At 37.7% G+C, this 19,884-nt stretch carries 20 protein-coding genes; 14 read left to right on the top strand and 6 right to left on the bottom strand.

Features of this window, described 5'->3' with window-relative positions; translation table 11 throughout:
• Positions 1-124: 124 nt before the first annotated feature.
• The 7 genes from lon (at position 125) to ACA100_RS00790 (ending at position 11,356) form a co-directional block, all read left to right on the top strand.
• Positions 125-2,599, top strand: coding sequence for an endopeptidase La (gene lon, locus ACA100_RS00820; RefSeq protein WP_481078131.1), 2,475 nt, complete (start codon positions 125-127; stop codon positions 2,597-2,599).
• 107 nt (positions 2,600-2,706) lie between these two features.
• Entirely contained in the window at positions 2,707-3,012 is a 306-nt protein-coding gene (locus tag ACA100_RS00815) for an HU family DNA-binding protein (RefSeq protein ID WP_481078130.1), read from the top strand.
• A gap of 149 nt (positions 3,013-3,161) precedes the next feature.
• Entirely contained in the window at positions 3,162-3,452 is a 291-nt protein-coding gene (locus tag ACA100_RS00810; RefSeq protein ID WP_481078129.1) for a hypothetical protein, read from the top strand.
• A gap of 91 nt (positions 3,453-3,543) precedes the next feature.
• Complete coding sequence (gene hrpA / locus ACA100_RS00805; RefSeq protein WP_481078128.1) at positions 3,544-7,524, top strand: ATP-dependent RNA helicase HrpA; 3,981 nt, start codon at positions 3,544-3,546, stop codon at positions 7,522-7,524.
• 70 nt (positions 7,525-7,594) lie between these two features.
• On the top strand, positions 7,595-8,563 hold the full coding sequence (locus tag ACA100_RS00800; RefSeq protein WP_481078127.1) for a hypothetical protein: 969 nt from the start codon (positions 7,595-7,597) through the stop codon (positions 8,561-8,563).
• A 104-nt stretch (positions 8,564-8,667) separates the two neighbouring features.
• Positions 8,668-9,795: a hypothetical protein gene (locus ACA100_RS00795; RefSeq protein WP_481078126.1), complete on the top strand. Its 1,128-nt coding sequence runs from the start codon at positions 8,668-8,670 to the stop codon at positions 9,793-9,795.
• Positions 9,796-10,045: 250 nt separating this feature from the next.
• Positions 10,046-11,356, top strand: a complete 1,311-nt coding sequence (locus ACA100_RS00790; protein ID WP_481079084.1) for an MFS transporter — start codon at positions 10,046-10,048, stop codon at positions 11,354-11,356.
• Positions 11,357-11,405: 49 nt separating this feature from the next.
• Here the strand turns inward: ACA100_RS00790 and ACA100_RS00785 are convergent, their stop codons facing one another.
• The 3 genes from ACA100_RS00785 to ACA100_RS00775 form a co-directional block, all read right to left on the bottom strand.
• The gene (locus ACA100_RS00785; RefSeq protein ID WP_481078125.1) at positions 11,406-11,915 is read right to left on the bottom strand and encodes a pilin; all 510 of its coding nucleotides are present in this window, start codon (positions 11,913-11,915) and stop codon (positions 11,406-11,408) included.
• A gap of 11 nt (positions 11,916-11,926) precedes the next feature.
• Entirely contained in the window at positions 11,927-12,436 is a 510-nt protein-coding gene (locus ACA100_RS00780; RefSeq protein WP_481078124.1) for a pilin, read from the bottom strand.
• 62 nt (positions 12,437-12,498) lie between these two features.
• Positions 12,499-13,164, bottom strand: a complete 666-nt coding sequence (locus ACA100_RS00775) for a tetratricopeptide repeat protein (RefSeq protein WP_481078123.1) — start codon at positions 13,162-13,164, stop codon at positions 12,499-12,501.
• Positions 13,165-13,299: 135 nt separating this feature from the next.
• Here ACA100_RS00775 and ACA100_RS00770 point away from each other — a divergent pair, with 135 nt between their 5' ends.
• The 7 genes from ACA100_RS00770 (at position 13,300) to chrA (ending at position 17,652) form a co-directional block, all read left to right on the top strand.
• The gene (locus tag ACA100_RS00770) at positions 13,300-13,752 is read left to right on the top strand and encodes a DUF441 domain-containing protein (RefSeq protein WP_481079083.1); all 453 of its coding nucleotides are present in this window, start codon (positions 13,300-13,302) and stop codon (positions 13,750-13,752) included.
• 45 nt (positions 13,753-13,797) lie between these two features.
• Positions 13,798-14,064 carry an accessory factor UbiK family protein gene (locus ACA100_RS00765; RefSeq protein ID WP_481078122.1) on the top strand — a complete coding sequence of 89 codons (267 nt, stop codon included), beginning with the start codon at positions 13,798-13,800 and terminating at the stop codon, positions 14,062-14,064.
• A gap of 4 nt (positions 14,065-14,068) precedes the next feature.
• The gene (locus tag ACA100_RS00760) at positions 14,069-14,644 is read left to right on the top strand and encodes a disulfide bond formation protein B (RefSeq protein WP_481078121.1); all 576 of its coding nucleotides are present in this window, start codon (positions 14,069-14,071) and stop codon (positions 14,642-14,644) included.
• 55 nt (positions 14,645-14,699) lie between these two features.
• Positions 14,700-15,083, top strand: a complete 384-nt coding sequence (locus ACA100_RS00755) for a rhodanese-like domain-containing protein (protein ID WP_481078120.1) — start codon at positions 14,700-14,702, stop codon at positions 15,081-15,083.
• Complete coding sequence (locus tag ACA100_RS00750; RefSeq protein ID WP_481078119.1) at positions 15,083-15,451, top strand: glutaredoxin family protein; 369 nt, start codon at positions 15,083-15,085, stop codon at positions 15,449-15,451. The genes ACA100_RS00755 and ACA100_RS00750 overlap by 1 nt, the downstream gene beginning before the upstream one ends.
• A 231-nt stretch (positions 15,452-15,682) precedes the next feature.
• The gene (locus tag ACA100_RS00745) at positions 15,683-16,390 is read left to right on the top strand and encodes a M48 family metallopeptidase (protein WP_481078117.1); all 708 of its coding nucleotides are present in this window, start codon (positions 15,683-15,685) and stop codon (positions 16,388-16,390) included.
• 62 nt (positions 16,391-16,452) lie between these two features.
• Positions 16,453-17,652 carry a chromate efflux transporter gene (gene chrA, locus ACA100_RS00740; protein ID WP_481079082.1) on the top strand — a complete coding sequence of 400 codons (1,200 nt, stop codon included), beginning with the start codon at positions 16,453-16,455 and terminating at the stop codon, positions 17,650-17,652.
• Here chrA and ACA100_RS00735 read toward each other — a convergent pair.
• The 3 genes from ACA100_RS00735 to ACA100_RS00725 form a co-directional block, all read right to left on the bottom strand.
• Complete coding sequence (locus ACA100_RS00735) at positions 17,629-18,960, bottom strand: MATE family efflux transporter (RefSeq protein WP_481078116.1); 1,332 nt, start codon at positions 18,958-18,960, stop codon at positions 17,629-17,631. The genes chrA and ACA100_RS00735 overlap by 24 nt on opposite strands.
• A gap of 103 nt (positions 18,961-19,063) precedes the next feature.
• The gene (locus ACA100_RS00730; protein WP_481078115.1) at positions 19,064-19,483 is read right to left on the bottom strand and encodes a DoxX family protein; all 420 of its coding nucleotides are present in this window, start codon (positions 19,481-19,483) and stop codon (positions 19,064-19,066) included.
• A complete protein-coding gene (locus ACA100_RS00725) occupies positions 19,483-19,779 on the bottom strand; it encodes a hypothetical protein (RefSeq protein ID WP_481078114.1) in 297 nt (98 codons plus the stop codon). Before ACA100_RS00725 ends, ACA100_RS00730 begins: the two co-directional genes overlap by 1 nt.
• Between the last annotated feature and the right edge of the window lie 105 nt (positions 19,780-19,884).

The following is a 19,884-nucleotide window of genomic DNA, read 5'->3' as shown; positions in this document are numbered from 1 at the left end:
TAATGGTGGCGTCTCCATTGATAAACAAGTGTGAAATTTTAAATTGTATGATTTAAAAAATCAGTTACGATGGTACAGTTTACCAGTCGTTATCTAAAAATTATTTTGGAGTCGTTATTATATTATGTCACATTCCCAAGAAATTCATCAGCGTCCAATTATTGCGATTCGTGATTTAGTGGTATTTCCTACTTTAACAGTGCCACTTTTGATTGGTCGTCCGCTTTCTATGGGTGCTTTGCAAGCTGCCGAAGATTTTAATAATGAAGTATTGCTCGTGACTCATATCTCTATGGATAGTGAAATTGTAGATATGGAAAGTGTTTATGGCACTGGTGTTGTTGGTCGTATTATTCAAAAAGTACAAATTGAAGATGGTACTTATAAAGTGCTCGTTGAAACAACTGAGCGTATTAAATTACAAGCGATCAACAAAGTTGTGGCAGATGATAGCGAAGAAGATTTGGATTATTGCATTGCTGATTATACGCTTGAACCAATCGAAGAAGATTTGTCAGAAAATTTATCTAAAGTGTATGGCAATGTGATTCGTAATTTATTCAATAATATTTCAACACTCACAAAAATCCCTGAAGATTTATTGAAGAACATCAAACATGAAGATGATTTGAAACAGTTGGCAATTAAAGTCATTAATTATTTGCCTGTTTCAATTGCGAAAAAGCAAGAAGTTCTAGAAGAACCAGCTTTGGGGCAATTGGTGAAAAATTTAGTATCACAATTGACTTACGAAGTGGATGTTTTAGAAACACAAAATCGTATTCAAGCTTCTGTGCAAAAGCAGATGAGTAAGAATCAGCGTGAATATTATTTGAATGAACAGATCAAAGCGATTCGTACAGAATTGGATGATTTGAATGATTCTGGCTTGTCTGAATTGGATCAGTTGGAAGAAAAAATTATTGCAGCAAAAATGCCAAAAGAAGCAGAAGAGAAAGCGTTAACAGAGTTGAAACGCTTGAAATCTATGCCAGCAATGTCATCAGAAGGAACAGTCGCGCGTACTTATATTGATTGGTTGTTGAAAATGCCATGGAATAAGCGTTCACGTTTAAAATATGACATTGTGAAAGCAGAGGATCGTTTGGATAAAGATCATTCTGGCTTAGATAAAGTGAAAGAGCGTATTTTGGAATATTTGGCTGTGACAAATCACACGAAAAGCGTGAAAGGTAATATTTTGTGTTTAATTGGACCGCCTGGCGTTGGTAAAACAACACTGGCTCGTTCAATTGCAGATGCAACAGGCCGTGAATTAGTGCGCATGAGTTTGGGTGGCGTGCATGATGAATCAGAGATTCGTGGCCATCGTCGTACTTATATTGGTGCATTGCCAGGTAAAATCGTACAAATGCTCGCAAAAGCTAAAACTAAGAATCCATTAATGTTGTTGGATGAGATCGACAAAATGGGCTCGGATTATAAAGGTGATCCAGCACATGCGATGTTGGAAGTTTTGGATCCTGAGCAAAATTCTACGTTCAATGATCACTATTTGGATGTGGATGTTGATCTGTCTGAAGTGATGTTCATTGCGACATCTAATAGCTTCAATATTCCAGGGCCATTGCGTGATCGTATGGAAATCATCGAATTATCAAGTTATACAGAGCTTGAGAAATTGGATATTGCTAAGAATTACTTGTTGCCAAAGCAGTTGAAAGAGCACAAGTTAAAAGAAGATGCGATTAAGATTTCAGACAGCATTATGTTAGACATTATTCGTTTATATACGAAAGAAGCTGGTGTTCGCTCTTTGGATCGTGAAATTGCAAAAGTTTGCCGCAAAGTGATCAAAGAGATCATGAAGAAATCTGACGGTAAAAAAGGTAAAGCGATAACTAAAGTGAATGATCATAAGCCTGTAACGCTTACGAAAAAAATGTTGGAGTCATATTTAGGTATGCCTCGCTATCGTTTTGGTGTGAAAGAGAAAGATGATCAAGTGGGTTATGTGAATGGCTTGGCTTGGACGCAATTAGGTGGCGAGCTTTTAGGTATTGAAGTGGAAGTGATGCCAGGCAAAGGCAATTTGATCACAACAGGTAGTTTAGGTGATGTGATGAAAGAATCTATGCGCACCGCGATGAGTTTAATTCGTTCACGTGCTCAATCTTATGGTTTATCACATGATTTTGCAGATAAATTGGATATTCATGTGCATGCACCAGAAGGTGCTGTACCAAAAGATGGACCAAGTGCTGGTGGTGCGATTACTGTAGCCATTTTGTCGGCCTTATTGAATCAAGCAATTCGTTCTGATATTGGGATGACAGGCGAGGTTACGTTGCGTGGAAATATCCTAGCAATTGGTGGTTTGAAAGAAAAACTCTTGGCAGCAGCTCGTGCAGGATTGAAAATAGTTCTGATCCCTGAAGAAAATATCAAAGATTTAGAGGATATTCCTGCTGAAATTAAGAAGCAATTAACGATTATTCCTGTGTCGCATTTCGATGAAGTGATTCAACACTCTTTTGTGAAAAATATCGAAAAAAATGATGAATTTCAAAGATATAATGCATTAGAGGACTTTTCAGTACCTATGAGCAACATCAAAAGTACAGAGAAACACTGCTAAAATTTCTTGACTCGTTAGTAATTGCAACGTATAAAGCATATTGTATCCCTCCAAATGAGGGGGATCAGTATGTTTGAACTTGTATATAATAACTAGGTAGGTATTTTATGAATAAAACAGAACTAATCGCAGCAGTTGCAGAAAAAGCAGACATCAGTAAAGTAGCAGCAGCTAAAACAGTTGATGCAGTAATGGAAACAATCAAAGAAACTTTGAAAGATGGCGATAGCGTTACTTTGATCGGTTTCGGTACGTTTTCTGTACGTGATCGTGCTGCGCGTGTTGGCCGTGACCCACGTAATCCAGAAAAAACAATCCAAATCAAAGCATCTAAAGTACCTGCATTCAAAGCTGGTAAAGGCTTAAAAGATGCTGTAAATGGTCCAGAAGCTAAGAAAGCTAAGAAGAAGTAATTTCTTCTCGGATCGAAGCTCTAAGTCAGAAATGATTTAGAGCTTTTTATTATCTATAATATCTAGCATAACTTAATAATATCTTGATTATATTGGTGGAAGTTGTTAACTTAAACAACTTATAAAACACAGATTATAGGATTATTATAATGAATTTTAAATTAGCGGTTTTAGGCGTGATTGGTGCAGCTGTTTTAGGTGGTTGTACTGCAATTGTTGGCGAGCAAACATTACAAGAACGTGCTGCATTTGCATTGGGTGTTGATAAAAGCAAAGTAACAATTTCAGATGTTAATAAAGGCGCATTAAGAATCGACTTTATCGCTACAGTTGGTAAGAAGAAAACTCCTTGTTATGTAACAACAAGCTATGGCTTTACATCTGATGCGTTGTGTTCAGGTAAAAGTAATGCATTATTAGATGCAGCAGGTAGAAGATAATATAGCGACTATTTTAATTTAAAATGGGTTGTCTTAAATAAGCGCAAGATGTGATAATCTATGCGCTTATTTTATTTTTACTGAATATGTCATGAGTCAGAATTCTTTGTCATCGCTGTTTGAGTTATTACCACAAGTTGAGCTAAAACGTGCTCACTTTTTTCGTCGTGCTTTGCATCAATTAAGAAAAAAAAATGCATCATCTGAAGAGATCGAAAAACTAGCTCAAGAGATGAAAGAATCTTGTGCCAATGTTCAGGCTAAATTACATCAATTCCCTGAAATTACCTATAACGAAGCATTACCAATCGCGCGTGCGCGAGATGAAATTAAAGCGGCTTTAGCGGATCATCCTGTGGTTGTGATTTGTGGTGAAACAGGTTCAGGGAAAACCACGCAATTAGCCAAATTTTGCTTAGAATTAGGTTTAGGCGCAAAAGGCTTAATTGGGCATACGCAACCAAGACGATTGGCAGCAAGAAGTGTTGCAGATCGTATTGCAGAAGAGCTCAAAGTGCCCATCGGCGGTTTTGTGGGCTATAAAATGCGATTCTCGGATCAAACAGCGCCAGAAACCACTGTGAAATTAATGACAGATGGTATTTTGCTGGCTGAACTCACCAAAGATCCATTCTTAAACCAATATGAAGTCATCATCATCGATGAAGCGCACGAGCGCTCGCTGAACATTGATTTCTTATTGGGGATTTTAAAGCGCATTTTAGAAAAGCGTAAAGATCTCAAAGTGATCATCACATCAGCAACCATTGATCCTGAAAAGTTTGCAAATTTCTTTTCAACGCCAAAATCCAAAGTGCCCATCATTAATGTTTCAGGCAGAACTTATCCTGTAGAAATTCGTTATCGTCCATTGTTGCAAGATGATGATGGTGATGATCAAGATATGATCGAAGGCATCGCAACCGCTGTGCGTGAATTATCACAAGAGCAAGCGGGCGATATTTTAGTATTCTTGCCAGGTGAACGTGAAATTCGTGATGCAGCAGATGTTCTACATAAAGAATTTTCTCGATATTACGATGTATTGCCACTCTTTTCTCGTTTAAGTAATGCAGAGCAAAATCGCATCTTTGCACCGCACCATAAACTTCGCATTGTACTGGCAACGAACGTAGCTGAAACATCGTTAACAGTACCAGGTATTAAATATGTGATTGATACAGGTGTTGCGCGCATTAGTCGTTATAGCCCACGATCGCGTTTACAGCGCTTATTGATCGAGCCGATTGCGCAAGCTTCAGCCAATCAACGAAGTGGTCGTTGTGGTCGTGTGAGCGAAGGGATTGCGATTCGATTATTCAGCCAAGATGATTTTGAAAATCGTCCATTGTTCTTAGATCCTGAAATTAAGCGTACACAATTAGCATCTGTGATTTTACAGATGGCGCATTTGCGCTTGGGTAATCCTGAAGATTTCACATTCATTGAACCGCCAGAACTTCGCCAAATTAAAGAAGGTTACATGGCACTCCGTGAAATCAAGGCGATTGATGAAGCAACACATTTAACACAATTGGGTCGAAAGCTTGCTTTATTACCAATCGATCCGCGTTTTGGTGCGATGATTTTTAAAGGCATTGAGCATGGCATTGGGCAAGAGATTCTGATTTTAGTGGCTTTGTTATCCATTCAGAATCCGAATGAGCGCCCGATTGATAAGCAGCAAGCAGCCGATGAAAAGCATCGTTTGTTTAAGGATAAAACTTCAGATTTTATCGGCTATTTGAATTTATGGTTCTGGTATCAAAATCAAGTGAAGGGCAATTCACAATCTTATTTGCGTGAATTGTGCCGCAAGCACTTTATCTCATTCATGCGTATGCGTGAGTGGTTTGAGTTGTATCAGCAAATCCGCGATATGCTTAAAGCTTCTAAGATCACTTTGAATGATTTGCCTGCGATTTCAGGCGAACAAGAGAGCGATTATCAATTCCCAACCTTTGCCACAGATATGATTCATCAATCCTTATTGGTGGGGTTATTGGATCACATTGGTGCGCTTGGGGAAGATAATGCTTATCAAGGTGCGATGGGGCAAAAGTTCCGTGTTTTCCCAGGGTCAAGCTTATATAAAAAGCCACCAAAATGGTTAATGGCGATGGAAATCGTGGAAACCTCACAAGTTTATGCGCGCATGTGTGCGGGCATTAATCCTGAATGGTTGGAATCCATCGGTTCACATTTGATCAAAAAGCAATACAACGAGCCTCATTGGAGTAAGAAGCAAGGGCAGGCTGTTGCAGATGAAACTGTATTTTTGTTTAACCTAGCGATCATTCGCAATCGTCCTGTGAGCTTTGGACGCATTAATCCTGAGTTATCTCGTGAGTTGATGATCAAGGAAGGCTTGATTCAGGATGACATTGCAACGCGCGCGCATTTTTATCGACAAAATCGAGCAACCATCGACAAAGTTGAGGAGATGGAAGATAAAACGCGCCGCCGTGATATCTTGGCGGAAGAAGTTGTGCTGTACGAATGGTATGATTCGCGTTTGCCGCAGGATTGTTATTCAGTACAAAAGCTCGAAAAATGGTGCCAAGTTCGTAAAAATAATGATGCTTTGATCTTCACGGAAGCAGACATTCTTGCGCACGATGGTAATCTGAATCTCGATGATTTCCCAGAAGTTTTGGAATTGAATGGTTTAAAGCTTAATACGCAATATCTATTTGATCCTGCCCATCAGGATGATGGTATGACATTGTTAGTGCCGATAGCAGCACTCAATTTATTGGATCAAACGCGTTTAGATTGGTTATCGCGTGGTTTGATTTTAGAGAAAATTACAGAATTGCTTCGCACGTTGCCAAAAAGTTATCGTCGCCAATTTGTGCCATTACCTGATTTTGCGGATAAGATTTTTAACGAGATCGAATTTGCAGAAGGCAATCTCTATTACCAATTGCAAACCATCATTAAAAAGTTGCGCCAAATTGAAATTGAACCGCATGAGTTTGATGAGTCAGCATTGGATAAACATCTGCGCATGAATATTCGCATCATTGATGCTGGTGGTAAAACATTGGGGCAAAGTCGTGATTTAGAAAGCTTGAAACAGCAGTTTTCCCATAAAGCGGAAACGGCTTTTCAGGCATTGGCAGCATCCCCGAATCAATCTAAAAAGCAGAAACAAAAGCAGAAAAGTGTTGAGGCTAGTGAAAATAATTCTGTGGCACAATCAGATGAAAAAGTATTCACAATAGATAATTGGGCGATTGAATCGGAAGTTAAATTCACACGTAATGGCATTCAATTGGTGGGTTACGTTGCACTAGAAGAAGTTGAAAATGGTGTAAAAGCAAAATTGTATGATCGCCAAAGTGAAGCAAACCGTGCACATTTACAAACATTGATTGATTTAAGCTTAAAAGCGCTTCGCTCCGAGGTTAAATACCTACAAAAGCAATGGCCACAGTTTGGCAAATTGGCTTTGATGTTCCGTCAAGTGGGTAACGAAACGATCCTCAAAGATGATTTGATGAAAGCTTTGATTCGCGATTATTTGGATGAAGCAAAGTTGCCAAAAGATGCCGCAACTTTTAATGCATTACTGAATAATATGCGTAAAACAATCGTGAGTGAAGCAACGGATTTAACGAAGCTTGTGATCGAAATTTTCCTAGAAAGTGAAAAGGTTTCTGATGCGCTACGCGCGATGCATCCGATGAATCGAGCCATGATCGAAAAGCCAATCCAAAAGGCGAAAGATCGTTTGATTTATGCAAGTTTCATCAGCAATACACCGCAAGAATGGCGTAAGCAATTGCCTCGTTATATGAAGGCAATGGCAGTTCGTGTGGAGCGCTTTAGCCAAAATATGAACCGTGATGGCGATCATGCCATAATCATTGAGCAGCATTTATCGCAGCTCAAAACTGCAATCATGAAAGTCGGAGAAATTGCAGAAGTTGTGGAATATCGCTGGATGATTGAAGAATTAGCAGTTTCACTGTTCGCACAACCCATGAAAACAGTTGTGCCTGTTTCTGAAAAACGCTTAGAGAAAATCTGGGAAAAGCTTGATTTGATGATGAAGAATCAGAGGTGATTTTCTGATAAAGTGATTAGACATAAATTAGCTAAATACTAAGCTTTGGCACTATAGAGAGAATAATAAAATGTCTAATTACTATGAATATGCACCACCCATTTTTAGATGGATATTAGGTAATACCAATATTAAACCATGGGAAATGTTTCCGTGGTTTTGGGGCTTCTTTTTATTATTATCAATTGTGATCATTATTTTTGCTTGTATAAGGTTTGTTAGAAACAAAAATAAAATCATAAATATTATGTTGCTGATGATAGGAGCTACTGGATTATGCGTGACACCTTTTTTGGATAAATTCTATTTAGATTATGAGTGGCGTAATGCTTTAAGCCAGCCAGGTTTTTATATTAATAAACAAGTTAAAGCCAATAATTATGTTGATGTACAAACTTTTTATTCTGATGGTAAACATGTGACAAAAGAACATTTTTTAGAATTGCCCTCCTTAAAAATAGACAAAGATAGATATACACATACAGAGTTTAAAACTAAAGATAACTATTGTAATGATACCGAGCTAGGACCTTATCAATTTATTGAAAGTGGATATATCAATGATCGTGGAAATAAAGGTCAACTTGCAATTTCTGGAAAGTCTTTAAAAAATCCTAATAAAAAAATGAATGAGGATTACGGTATTTATTATAGAGAAAAAAGAGAAGATGGATGCTATGAAGGTACTCGAGATCATATTCAATCTCGCTACTATGTAATGCGTGAAGAACAAACACGAGTAGGTTTAGGTTTAGCGCGTCAAAGAACAGTTATTGTTGATTCAGAAACAGGCGAAATTTTAGGATATATGAATTATTTTTATACTGATCTAAATACCCTATTTAAGCTTACATTAGGCCGTTTAGATAATGTGTTACCACATGGAACTAATTACAAAGTTGGATCAGCGCCTGGTAATAAAATAATCGGATATAGAAATCCTCCTCCCAGATATAGTGAACCTAAAGCTGAACGCTTAATTCGTTATGTCTTAATTCCAACTTATTATTATGAAAATCCAGAAGGAGGCGTGTTGTAGCATGCACTCAAATAATCCATTCAGAACATAATTCTTTTGTATAATGCTAATCTAATTTAATCGACTGAAAAATAAGTATTAAAAAGTAAAAATAAAGGATTTGAATGGATTTTATATTGTTAGTTGGGAAGTTTATTGGCGCGGCGATTGTGGCTGTGATTATTGTTGTGTTGTTGGCGATTTTTGGTTTCCGTTTTTGGATTGGCCGAATGATGAAAAAAGCGATGGCAATGCCAAATCATGGTATGCCAATCATCAATCAGCCACGAGTGAAATTAACGGCGCACCGTGGTGAAACTGCTCATCAAGCAATGATTGATCAATTGATTCATGAAGCCGAGCATTTAGGTTTCCATTTAGTTCAGCCTAACCATTTATTTATGTCAGATTTACCTGCGGGCATTTATGTTTACTTCCTGCAAAATAGCACTAAAACCCAACACATTGCGATTTATGATAGTGAGCAACTAGAAAAGCCAATGATCGACATGATGCAATGTTATCAAGATAAAACCATTCGTGGCGTTTCCAATAGCCCATTTGCATCTTTGCCATATCCAAGCAATGTGCAAACAGAGAAATTGCCGCCAGACACATCATTAACTGAGCTATTGCACTATATGACCACGGAGTTTTCTAAAGATGGAATTTTTGCTGTGCAAGGCGAAAAATTAAGCTCCATCATTGAGCAATTATATGCAATGCAGCAGGATTATTTGATTCATTTAAATTTTGCTGATTATGCTTATGCAAAATCTCAAGTGGATAAATTTGCGAAAGAGAATCCTAAACAAAAGCAAAGCGCTGAAGATGTTCAAGAGATGATCCAAATGATTCAAGACAATATGCGCGAAGGTTATGAGCATAATATTCCATTTGTGGTGATCGATCGTTTTCTCAAAGAGAACAAAATGGATGCCGCAGAATGGCAGGATTATGATGAAAATATTGTGATTGTTCATGAAAGACAAACGGCAGAAACCTTGTGGGAAGATCATTTTCAGAATTACTTCATTGAGTACGAGCATGATGCAAAAGAAGATGATTGGGTAGAGAAATCATTAGTGGATGATTCGGTGATGGCACAATTAAATGACTTACAAGATCGCTATATGCATCGCCCATTTGATTATGTGAATGCACTCTTGCCATTGTTACCGAAAGAGCGTCAATATAAAAAACTTGGCAGTATTAAATATCCCATCAATGCAGAGTTATATTATTTTGCATGAAAATCATGATGAATCATTTGAAAAGCCAAAAATATTTGGCTTTTTTATAACGTTCTTTGATTTCAGAAAATAATATGATATACCAATAGAACTATTGGTCATAAAACCCAAAAGGTTACAAACGTTCAAAGCACGCACTCTTGCTTATCAACGCCAATAGGTTTAACGAATTCTATCAATAAAAATAATGACGTTATTCCGTCTAAAAGGGTGTTTTATGTCGACAGTTTTTGAGGATACGTTGCAACCTATGGATGCAACCACGACAACAACAGAAGCAGAGCCGCGAAATTCTTATGTTCGTGTTGCAATGGCGAGCTTCATCGGTACAGCAGTTGAGTTTTATGATTTCTATATTTTTGGTTTAGCAACGGCACTATTCATTGGTCCACTGTTTTTTCCATCCACAAATCCTGAAGCGCAAACGCTATTAACATTTTTAACTTTTGGTGTCGCATTTGTCGCGCGTCCTGTAGGTTCTGCGCTGTTTGGTCATTTTGGTGATCGCATTGGTCGAAAAACGACATTGGTGGCTTCGTTGCTGATTATGGGCATCAGCACGACTTTAATTGGCTTCTTGCCAACGTATTATTCTATTGGTTTTGTTGCACCAATTTTGTTGTGTATTTTGCGCTTTGGGCAAGGTTTAGGTTTGGGCGGAGAATGGGGCGGCGCAGCATTGTTAGCCACAGAAAATGCACCGAAAGGCAAGCGTGCATTATTTGGTATGTTCCCGCAATTAGGTCCGCCGATTGGTTTTGTAGCAGCGTGTGGAATTTTCATTGCGATTGAACAGATGTTAACGCCAGAAGCTGTTAATTCTTGGGGCTGGCGCATACCGTTTATTTTAAGTTCCGCATTGGTGATTATCGGGTTATATGTGCGTTTAAGCATTATTGAAAGCCCTGCATTTAAGAAAATCGAAAAGTCAGAAAAACGTGTTCAAATCCCATTAATGGAAATGTTCACAAAGCATACAAAAATGCTAGCAGTTGGCTCGATCAGCATGGTGGCTTGTTATACATTGTTTTTCATCATCACTGTATTCTCTTTGCAATATGGTACAGTTACGACACATGTTTATACACGAACAGAATATTTAGTGATGTTATCCATTGCGATTATGTTCATGGCAATCGCATCACCAATTTCAGCATTGTTGTGTGATCGTTATGGTCGTAAACCTGTTTTATTGGTGAGTTATATCATCATTATGGCTGCGGGTTTGCTATTTGGTTTATCTGTGACAAGTGGCGATGTTGTATTAACAACCATTTATTTATCTTTTGGATTATTCGCAATGGGCTTTAACTTTGCGCCAATGGGGGCATTTTTATCTGAAATTTTCCCAACGCAAGTGCGTTATACAGGTGCATCGATGACATATAACTTGGGCGGGATTTTAGGCGGATCATTACCACCATTTGCCATCACATATTTAATGGGCTTTGAGAAAGGCATTTATTATGTAGGCTACTATTTGGCTGTGGTTGGTATTGTGAGCTTTATCGCAATTACTTTTTCTAAAGAAACAAAAGATATCGATTTGATGGATAATTAATTAGAGATTTGAAAAGCATTATCAAAAGAAAGCCGCTCAATTAGGATGGCTAAATACCCATTTGTGCTCTGCAATTAGCAGGAAGCCAACGTGCTAATAAAGCTGCAGATTTCATGCTACATTTCCATTGAAAGCTTCCACCACCATTATTTTCTGTAACTAATGTTAAAAAGTTATTTTTTTGCATAACAATTGGTAAATCGGGCCATGTTGGATGGATCGGATTGGCATTAGGAATCACTTTTTCATTAAAGAATATATGAATAAAAGCAATTTTATTTTCTGATTCTGGGGTGCTAGCATCCACATAAATACCACTTACAGCTTGCCCTGTAATTTCTTTTCCTTGTGGATGAATCGCTGCACCAGATGGAAAATTGCCTGATGCTACTAAGTGCTCCATGACAGCTATTTTCATACCTCCAGCTAAATTTAATCCTTCAGCAACATAAGCGCGCTTTGTGTAATCTTGATAAGAAGGCATTGCAATCATGGATAAAATACCAATGATTGCAACAACGATCATTAATTCAATTAGTGTAAATCCTTTATTAGTCATAATATTCCTTATTACTTAATAATATCAACTTCAGATCTACAGTTAGCAGGCAGCCATCTTGATAAGACGCCTGAGCCTTGCATGAAACATTTCCAAACAATGCTACCATCAACTTCTCTGCCATCTAGCATAAGAACATTATTGGACGTTAATACTTCAAAAAATTGAGGTGGTCTTGTTGGCGTAGTTGATGGATTAGAAACAACTTTTTGATTAAAGTAAATAACAATTTTTGTTGAGAAAAAACTATTCGAATCGCTTTGAGTATTTGAAGTCCATATGGCATCTACGGCTTGTCCTGAGATAGATTGACCTTGTTGAACTTGAGATAAGTCAACGCTACCAGATGATGCATGTTGAACCATAATATCCGTTTTCAAACTATTGGCTAGTGATAATCCTTCAACAACATAGGCACGTTTGGTGTAATCTTGATATGAAGGTAAAGCAATCATGGATAAAATACCAATGATTGCAACAACAATCATTAATTCAATCAGTGTAAATCCTTTATTTTTCATGACATCGCTCATTTTTGGATAATTCAATCATTCTAGTCAAAAGTATTGGTGAAGTACAATAATTACTCAGAGCTTTTCAGTTCTAATTTACCACTGTTAATCGCTTCAATGAGTTGCTTCGCACGAGCATCATTTGGATAGCTTTTTTGATAAATTTTTAATTCTTTTAAAGCTTCTTCTGTATTACCTTCAAACAAAGCTGACATTGCCAGAGACCAGCGAGCAGCTTCATTGCCAAGTTCTAATGCTTTATCTAAGTAGGGTTTTCCTTCCTTGGCTTTACCTGCTTCTGATAAAAATGCGCCCATAAAAAAATATCCTCTGGAATCATTAGGTGTTTTTTCTATGAAACGATCTGCATAACTGATTGTTTGCTCAGCAGCCCCTTTAATGTCCAAATTATGGCCAATGCGTGCAATTTGCATGGCTAAATAAAGTGTACTGGGTTCATCGGCTGAATCAGTCATAGTTTTAGCAATTTCTAATAAAACTTGTGTTTCTTTTTGAGCGAGCGCTTTATCTTGTTCAGAATCAAATTGTGTGGGATATGTGCCTGCATTTTTGGAGAGCTCTTCAATGCGATCTTGTAAGTATTGAAGATTAATCGTTGCGCCTTGTTCTTTTTTGATGAGCAATTGATCAATATTGATGGGCTCATAAGGTACAGCATAGGAAAATGATAATAGCAATGTGGATGTTATTAAAAATTTCGACCAAGATAATTTCATAATCATTCCTTTTATTATGAATTTGATTGACTCTAATATTATGAACCATTTTGCTTAAGTGGTAGCATGTTTTACATCATATTGAGTGAATATTAATGCTATGGATGATGCATGAAACAAGGATTACAGAAATTAATGGAAAATATAGATTTTACACTGCTCTTTTTATTAGTGATCGCTGGATTGGGTTTGCTGAGTAAAAACGATACTGTGTTGATCGCAATGCTCGTGTTGATTGTGATGAAAATAACGCCACTGAATCAGTTTTTACCGTTGGTGGAAAAGAAAGGCTTATGGTTGGGCGTGATCATTTTAACCATTGGCGTTATGGCGCCTTTAGCCAGTGGGAAAATTAATTTGCTGGAAGTGCTAGGTTCATTGAAAAATTGGCAGTCCATCGCAGCTGTTCTAGTGGGAATTGCTGTCGCGTGGCTTGGTGGGGAAGGCGCATCTTTATTAGAATCTCGCCCAATGTATGTCCCTGAATTATTGATCGGCACAATCATCGGCGTTGCAGTATTTAATGGTGTACCTGTTGGGCCATTAATTGCGGCAGGATTATTATCTTTATTGGTACGATGGAGCTAATCTTTCGCGTATAATGATGACTTTATTGAAAGTTGTGAGGGCATTATGCCAAAAGATTTTTTACAAAATATGGCAGGTAAAATTCAGGAATCATTGCCAGAAGGTTTGAAAAATACTCATGCAGAGATTGATCGAGTTGTGAAAGAGCAACTTGAAAATGTTCTGCCAAACTTTAAGTTCGCAAAGCAAGATGAATTTGAAATCCAACAGAAAATCCTTTTAAAAACTCGTAGTGAAGTGGATGATTTAAAAGCGCGCGTTGCAGAGTTAGAAGCAGTGATCCGCACATTACAAACTTCAAAAGAAGATTAAAATTATGTCTAAGCTCAATCAAAAAAGTTCATGGTGGTTAACAGTTGCCAAGTGGCAGGATCAACGCTGGTTATGGATTCTAGGCGGTTTAATTGCAGTGGCATTGGAGCTGATTGCTGTCTTTTATTTCCAAGAACATTTGGGACAAAGACCTTGTGAAATGTGTGTTTATATCCGTTTTGCAATGATTGCGATGGCTCTATTTGCATTCATCACAGCGATTTATCCAAAGAATATTATTTTAAAATTGATCGGTTATATTGGTGTTTTTTGGGCAATTATCAGAGGTTTTTTATGGAGCTTGAATTTAGAAATGATCACATTGGATCGCTTGCGTCCAGATTATAATCCTTTTACAAGCAGCTGCTCTATTAATGAAGCATCGTTTCCATTGGGTTTGCCAATGCATAAATGGTTTCCTTCACATTTCATGCAAACGGGCATTTGTGGCGAAGATACATGGTCATTGTGGGGCTTAAATATGGCTGAATATATGATGATCATTTATGGCATATTTGCATTGGTTTTAGGCATTATGATGGTTTGCTGGTTAAGTAGGCTATTCTTAAAGAAAGCATAGTTCTTATTAATCGAGAAAAGCCTCAGATTGAGGCTTTTGTTTTGTGGAGAAAAATATGAAAAAGATTCTATTATTGATCACATGTCTATTCACTTTGCAATTGGGGTGGGGCGAAGATGCTAGCTACTTGCGTGATCCTGCTGCTTATCACGAACTAATGAAGGATCATTCGATTCAATTAGTGGATGTGAGAACAGCGGATGAATTCAATGATGGTACGATTGGTCAAGCACAAAACATTGATTATTTATCAGAAGATTTCACAGTGCAATTGAAAGGTTTGAATAAAGATGAACCTGTTTATGTATTTTGTCGTTCAGGTAATCGTAGTGAAAAAGCACGCAATATCATGTTGGATCTAGGCTTTAAAGAAGTTTACGATTTACAAGGTGGTTACAATGCATGGACAGAATGGGAAACAGCTAAGGAGCAAAAATAATGAAAGTCATTCGTTGGATTTTAGGCAAAATCATTTTAGGTTTAGATAAATTAACAGCACCAGCACCGATGATCCGTTCTGTTGCGGAACAAAAGCAGCTAGATGATGCAACGGCACAATTAAAATTGTATCAATTTCACGCTTGTCCATTTTGTGTAAAAGTGCGTCGTGAAATTCGCCGCTTGAATTTGAAAATTGAGTTGGTGGATGCATTGAATGATAAAGCCGCTGAAGCGCGCTTGATCAATGAAGGTGGCAAGCGTCAAGTGCCTTGTTTATACATTGTGAATGAAGACAAATCTGTGACTTGGTTGTATGAATCAAGCGCAATTATGATTTACCTTCAAACATTAGCAAAAGGCGAATAGTTATATTTATCCATAAGCTTTCTCGCCGTAGGCGAGAAAGTGGGCATTTGAGGTTGTTCGGAGTTATCCCAATTTATCCAAATAACCTGTGGATAAAATTGTGAGGAAAAAGTGAAGATCTTTTTATAACTTTGTTAACTGCATGAAAATAAAGATAATAAAAGATCTTCTTTTGTTGTGATCAATAGTTAGTCAATGAGGATAACTGTTGAAAAGCCTTTATTCAAAAGTATGATGAAATCTAAAGTTGTGATCATTGAGGATATTGAGTTTGTTTTAGAAATTAAAGCGATTAAAAATCTCTATATTCGCGTGAAAAAAGATGGCAAAGCTTATGTGAGCGTGCCAAAAAGATTGTCTCAAGCTCAGATTCAAGCAATGTTATTGCAGCATTTGCCTTGGGTGAAAGCACAATTGGTAAAATTGTTGACGATGCCGAAGGTTCAAGCGTTACAATATCAGGCTGATGAAAAGCATTATTTGTGGGGCAAGGCTTATGCTTTAGTCTTAGAAACGAATCATAAAAAAGCACAAGCCATCATTGAAGATCATCGAATTATTTTGCAAAGCAATGGTGATTTAACCACTGAGCAAAAAATAAAATTATTAGATCATCTTTATCGTACTGAACTTCAAGCTGTTCTGCCTGAACTGATCTCGCAATGGGAAGAGAAAATGCAGGTGCAATCATCTGAATGGCGATTGAAGAAAATGAAAACTCGATGGGGAACTTGTAATACTCGTGCTAAAAGAATTTGGCTCAATACAGAGCTCGCAAAGTATCCTTTTTTACACTTAGAATATGTTTTAGTACATGAATTGGTGCATCTTTTAGAACGTAGTCATAATCATCGGTTTAAAGCATTTATGACAGAATTTATGCCAGATTGGGCAGAGCGAAAACAAGCATTGAATCTTTTTGCGATGAAGTTTTGTTAAATTCATGTCACTGTCATAGTGCTAGTTTATATTGAATCCATTTTGTTATTAATTTAGGGGCGATTAATTTGTCTAGTTCAACATCTGCTTGGCAAGTATTTTTGATCTTTTTGAAGTTAGGTTTAACCTCTTTTGGCGGACCTGTTGCACATTTAGGTTATTTTCGTGATGAGTTTGTTGGTAAAAGACAATGGCTGAGTGATCAACAATACGCAGATATTGTTGCGTTGTGTCAGTTTTTACCTGGGCCAGCCAGTAGTCAAGTGGGTATTGCGATTGGTTTATCTCGGGCAGGGCACTTGGGTGCATTATGTGCTTGGCTAGGTTTTACGATGCCGTCAGCCATTTTGTTGATTATTTTTGCATTGGGCGTAGCGCAATATAGTGATATTGCAACATCAGGAATTTTGCATGGATTAAAAATTGCAGCAGTTGCGATCGTTGCACAAGCATTGTGGGGAATGGGAAGAAATCTCTGTCCAGATAAAACGAGAATAACAATTATGGTGATTACAACCTGCTTTGTGCTCGCTGTACCTTCTGCATTTGGGCAAGTGATGGCAATCATGATTGCAGGGATTGTTGGCATTGTGTTGTTTAAGCCCAAAATCAGTGATCAGGCTGCATTAAAACTACCGATTTCTATGAAAATGGGTGGTTTTTGGTTATCAATATTCTTTATATTACTAATCATATTACCTGTTTTTGCATGGTTATTGCCGAGTACAACGCTTGCGATTGTGGATGATTTTTATCGCGCAGGCTCATTAGTTTTTGGCGGTGGGCACGTTGTATTGCCTCTGCTACAAGCAGAAGTGGTAGAAACAGGAATGATGAATAAAGATCTATTCTTAGCAGGTTATGGTGCAACACAAATTGTTCCTGGGCCTTTATTTACTTTTGCAGCGTTTTTGGGTGCAAGTATGAATGATGCACCGAATGGTTGGTTAGGAGGAATGATTGCATTAGTTGCAATTTTCTTACCATCATTTTTATTGGTGTTAGGCGTTTTACCTTTTTGGGAGCAACTGCGTTGTCATTCGCGAACAAAAGCGGCGTTAATGAGCGTGAATGCTGCTGTTGTCGGTTTATTATTAGCGGCTTTTTATCAACCCATTTGGATCAACACAATTTTAAATGCCACAGATTTTAGTTTGGCTTTAATTGCATTTGTGGCGCTGATGTATTGGAAGTTGCCAGTTTGGTTCGTGGTGATAGCATGTGGTGGATTAGGCTGGTTAAGTAATTTTCTGATAGCGTAAATATGCCCAATAAATCACAGGGATTGCGAGTAAGGCGGCGCTAGATGGCATACTGATCCAAACGCCATCTAATTGATAATAATTAGGTAATATGAATAAAAATGGCACTTGTATCAGCAAGTTGCCAATGGAAATCACTAATGCTTTAGTGCCTTCACCAATTGCTTGGAAAAACACTGTAACCATCACAAATGCACCTTCTAAAAATAACACAGGTAGATGGTAATTAATGGCATGAATGGTGACTTTGGAGAGCTCTTTGTCATTTGTAAATAGCGCTGTAAAAAACTCAGGGAATATTTGTAATAAGACAGTGAGCACGATGCCGTAACTCATGCCCACAAAAACCATCATGCGGATAATGGCGCGTGTGGATAAATAATTTTCTCTACCATATAAGCGGCTGATAATGGGTTGGACGCCATTTGCAATGCCTTCCATGCCAAGATAATAAATCGTGATGATATAACCCGTGATGGTATAAGCAGAAACAGCTACTGTGCCACCATATTTAACGAGCATTTTATGGTGCAGCATCATAATAAAGCCGACATAGATATACATGAAAAATGTGGAGGCACCATTGATGATAATGTGCTTAATCAATTTGAAGTTTGGCTTAAAGTGATGCGATTTAAGCGGCTCACCACTTTTGAAAAAGATGTAATATAAACCTAAAAACATCGCACAGGATTCGCCAATAATATTGGCAATGGCGGCACCCAATACAGAAAATTCCCAAACCACAATAAAAAGATAAGAGAATAAAATATTGATGGAAACCCCAATTGCCATGTATAGCGTTGCATAATAAGGTTTGCCCATATTACGAACAAGAAAAGGTAAAGCTAAGCTCCCAATCACTAAAGGGGCACTGACTGCAAATACACGGATGAAATCAATGGCCATGTAAGCAGTTGTGACAAATTTCTGGCTTACGCGATACTCAGGATCGCTGAGCATATAAACCAATGTGGGCGCTGAGATATATAAAATAACACCAAAGATTAAGCCAGGCATGAGAATTAATGTGAGAGATTGCCCAATAATATTACGAGCTTTTTCATTTTCTTCAGCACCTTTTGCAATCGAATATAGGCTGCCTGTGCCGACACCAACCAGTAAGCCAAATCCAAATAAGACGGTAACATATGACCAGCCAATATTAACGCCCGCAAGTCCTTCGGCGCCGATAAAATGGCCGATGAAAAAACCATCAATGAGTTGATATGCTCCGCTGATTAGCATTGCGCCGAGCGTTGGAATCACATAACTAATGAAGAGTAAACGTAATGTTTTTTGCTTCACAAAAATCTCTGATATTTAGGGCGTTAAGGTGATTATAGGCTATATTGATAAATATTTGGGCAATAAAAAATGCCACAGTGAATTGTGGCATTGTAGATAGAATTTATTTTCGTGTGAGTAGATGATCTACGCTAAACTTACCAGCGCCTTGCACTAATATGTAAAAGAATCCGCCAGCCATTGCTAAGTTTTTCATTAAGCCGATTGAATCATCTGGCGCACCATGGAAGATAAAAGCAGAAGCAATACAGAATAATGCTAAAAATAAAGCAATCATTCTTGTTTGGTAACCGATTAATACTGCTAATCCACCACCTAATTCTAATAGAATCACGAGGCTTAATAATTCGCTTGGGATCCCTTTAGCTTCCATGTAAGCTGCTGTGCCAGCATAGCCTGCAATTTTATTCCAGCCAGCAACTATGAAGATATAAGCCATGAGCGCTCTGCCTAATAATGTCAAAGTGTGGTTGATATTAGCGCGATTCACCCAGTTTTCAATTGTGCGATCAAACGTTAACATTATTTGCTATCCATATCGAAATTAAAATCATTAGAGTTAGAACGAATTCTAGGGCCATACATTTTTGCGGTATATTCTGCATTTTGTGCAGGTGTTAAAATGCTTTGCACTTTTGCTTCATAGATAGGATTAACAGGTTCTTGTTGAGAAATGCGGCCCAGTTGTTTCAATTGTGTTACCTGCTCAGTGGTTAGATCATCCAAAACTTTATAAGCAGGATAGGGTTGAGCTGCTGCGATGCCTGTTAACATTGTTGCTGTTAAGGAAATAATTGTAACTCTCAATAATGTTTTCATGTGAAACTCCTTTAAAAAATTAAGTGCTGTATCAGTGGTTGCTATGTTAATGAAATCAGTTTTTTGTTACTATCGCTGACAGGAAAATCATTTGTGCCTGATAGG

The sequence above is a fragment of the Wohlfahrtiimonas sp. XWW7 genome, assembly GCF_056716055.1.
Note: the sequence above shows the minus strand (reverse complement) of the source record. Positions and strands in the feature narration are given on the sequence as shown.

Bases quoted from the DNA above. Each gene is read 5' to 3' on its own strand.
- ACA100_RS00775 (WP_481078123.1), bottom strand. From the start codon at position 13,164: ATGAAATTATCTTGGTCGAAATTTTTAATAACATCCACATTGCTATTA.
- ACA100_RS00800 (WP_481078127.1), top strand. From the start codon at position 7,595: ATGTCTAATTACTATGAATATGCACCACCCATTTTTAGATGGATATTA.
- ACA100_RS00770 (WP_481079083.1), top strand. From the start codon at position 13,300: ATGGAAAATATAGATTTTACACTGCTCTTTTTATTAGTGATCGCTGGA.
- ACA100_RS00755 (WP_481078120.1), top strand. From the start codon at position 14,700: ATGAAAAAGATTCTATTATTGATCACATGTCTATTCACTTTGCAATTG.
- ACA100_RS00760 (WP_481078121.1), top strand. From the start codon at position 14,069: ATGTCTAAGCTCAATCAAAAAAGTTCATGGTGGTTAACAGTTGCCAAG.
- ACA100_RS00725 (WP_481078114.1), bottom strand. From the start codon at position 19,779: ATGAAAACATTATTGAGAGTTACAATTATTTCCTTAACAGCAACAATG.
- ACA100_RS00810 (WP_481078129.1), top strand. From the start codon at position 3,162: ATGAATTTTAAATTAGCGGTTTTAGGCGTGATTGGTGCAGCTGTTTTA.
- ACA100_RS00750 (WP_481078119.1), top strand. From the start codon at position 15,083: ATGAAAGTCATTCGTTGGATTTTAGGCAAAATCATTTTAGGTTTAGAT.
- ACA100_RS00780 (WP_481078124.1), bottom strand. From the start codon at position 12,436: ATGAAAAATAAAGGATTTACACTGATTGAATTAATGATTGTTGTTGCA.
- ACA100_RS00795 (WP_481078126.1), top strand. From the start codon at position 8,668: ATGGATTTTATATTGTTAGTTGGGAAGTTTATTGGCGCGGCGATTGTG.
- ACA100_RS00765 (WP_481078122.1), top strand. From the start codon at position 13,798: ATGCCAAAAGATTTTTTACAAAATATGGCAGGTAAAATTCAGGAATCA.
- ACA100_RS00815 (WP_481078130.1), top strand. From the start codon at position 2,707: ATGAATAAAACAGAACTAATCGCAGCAGTTGCAGAAAAAGCAGACATC.
- ACA100_RS00730 (WP_481078115.1), bottom strand. From the start codon at position 19,483: ATGTTAACGTTTGATCGCACAATTGAAAACTGGGTGAATCGCGCTAAT.
- ACA100_RS00785 (WP_481078125.1), bottom strand. From the start codon at position 11,915: ATGACTAATAAAGGATTTACACTAATTGAATTAATGATCGTTGTTGCA.
- ACA100_RS00790 (WP_481079084.1), top strand. From the start codon at position 10,046: ATGGATGCAACCACGACAACAACAGAAGCAGAGCCGCGAAATTCTTAT.
- ACA100_RS00745 (WP_481078117.1), top strand. From the start codon at position 15,683: ATGATGAAATCTAAAGTTGTGATCATTGAGGATATTGAGTTTGTTTTA.
- hrpA (WP_481078128.1), top strand. From the start codon at position 3,544: ATGAGTCAGAATTCTTTGTCATCGCTGTTTGAGTTATTACCACAAGTT.
- lon (WP_481078131.1), top strand. From the start codon at position 125: ATGTCACATTCCCAAGAAATTCATCAGCGTCCAATTATTGCGATTCGT.